Consider the following 1,677-nt stretch of genomic DNA (forward strand, 5'->3'; position numbering starts at 1 on the left):
CCTGCCCACAGCGCCCGCCCGCGCCCGAACTGTCCGCCGCCCCGCACCGCGAGCGGGAAGGGCCCGGTGCGCCGCGCCACGCGCTCCAGCCGCTCCGACAACTCGGGGACCAGGTCCTCGTCGACCTCGCCGTAGAAGGCGAGCGTGAAGTGCCACCCCGGCCGCCCGGTCCAGCGCAGCCGGTCCGCCCCCGGCAGCGCCTGCAACGCGCCGACGGCGTGCCCCAGTTCGTCGACCACGTCGGCGGGTGGCAGCACCGCCGCGAACAGTCTCATGGTCCCCATAGAGCTCATGGTGCTCATGATGCTGGGCGGAGCCTCACGCCGCGCTGCTCACCGTCGTCAGGGGCCCACGCTCCTTCGGTACGAACCGCACCCGCGGGTGCCCGTGGTGCCAGCCGACCGTCAGGCGCAGGCCGCCCGCGCGGGCCAGCACCAGACCGACGGTGACGGCCGCGGCGGCCGAGATGGCGCCGCCGAGGGCGAAGCCGACCCGGGGGCCGTAGGTGTCGGTGACCCAGCCGACGACCGGTGCGCCCAGCGGCGTACCGCCCATGAAGACCATCATGAACAGGGCCATGACCCGGCCGCGCATGGCCGGGTCGGTGGCCATCTGGACCGTGGTGTTCGCCGTGACGTTGACGGTCAGGCCGAAGATCCCTATCGGGGCCATGAGCAGCGCGAACAGCCAGTACGACGGGGCCAGCGCGGCCACGATCTCCAGCGTTCCGAAGGCCGCGGCGGCCGCGATCAGCACGCGCTGCCGGGCCGTTCCGCGCCGGGCGGCGAGCAGGGCGCCGACCAGGGAGCCGACCGCTATGAGGGTGTTGAAGAGGCTGTAGGCACCGGCGCCGGCGTGGAAGACGTCGTCGGCGTAGGCCGACAGCCACACCGGGAAGTTGAAGCCGAAGGTGCCGATGAAACCGACGAGGACGATCGGCCAGAGCAGGTCCGGGCGACCGGCGACGTAGCGCAGGCCCTCGCGGAGCTGACCCTTGCCGCGCGGGGCACGCTCGACGACGTGCAGTTCGCGGGCGCGCATCAGCAGCAGGCTGGTGAGGGGCGCGATGAACGACACACCGTTGAGCAGAAACGCCCACCCGGTTCCGACGCCGGTGATCATGACGCCCGCGAGGGCCGGGCCGATCAGTCGGGCGGACTGGAAGTTCGCCGAGTTCAGGCTGACGGCGTTCTGCAGCTGGTCCTTGCCGACCATCTCGGAGACGAAGGACTGGCGGGCCGGGTTGTCGACGACCGTGGCGAGGCCGACGGCGAAGGCGGCGACGTAGACGTGCCAGACGTGGACGTGGCCGGAGAGGGTCAGGGCCGCGAGCGCGAGGCCGGTGACGGCCATCGACGACTGGGTGACCAGCAGCGTGGGCCGCTTGGGCAGACGGTCGACGAGGACGCCCCCGTACAGCCCGAAGAGCAGCATCGGCAGGAACTGCAGGGCCGTGGTGATACCGACGGCGGTGGACGACCCGGTGAGGCTCAGCACCAGCCAGTCCTGGGCGATGCGCTGCATCCAGGTACCGGTGTTGGAGACGACCTGCCCGAGGAAGAAGAGCCGGTAGTTCCGGATCCTCAGCGAACGGAACATCGAGGTCCGGGTCTTCTTGGGCTCGGCGAGCGCGTCGCCACGGTCGCCGCCGGCGGGTGTGCCGGGGGTGGGTGTGCC

The 1,677-nt window shown here is 71.9% G+C and carries 2 protein-coding genes; both read right to left on the reverse strand.

Annotated features, from left to right (window positions below; all coding sequences use genetic code 11):
• A partial coding sequence (locus FNH08_RS49745) for a 2'-5' RNA ligase family protein (protein ID WP_322726667.1) occupies positions 1–275 on the reverse strand: 275 nt, incomplete at its 3' end.
• Between the two features lie 43 nt (positions 276–318).
• Positions 319–1,677: MFS transporter (locus FNH08_RS49750; protein ID WP_228034866.1), on the reverse strand; the 1,359-nt coding region annotated here is incomplete at its 5' end.

Origin of the sequence: Streptomyces spongiae (assembly GCF_009377185.1) — a bacterium.
GTDB lineage: Bacteria > Actinomycetota > Actinomycetes > Streptomycetales > Streptomycetaceae > Streptomyces > Streptomyces spongiae.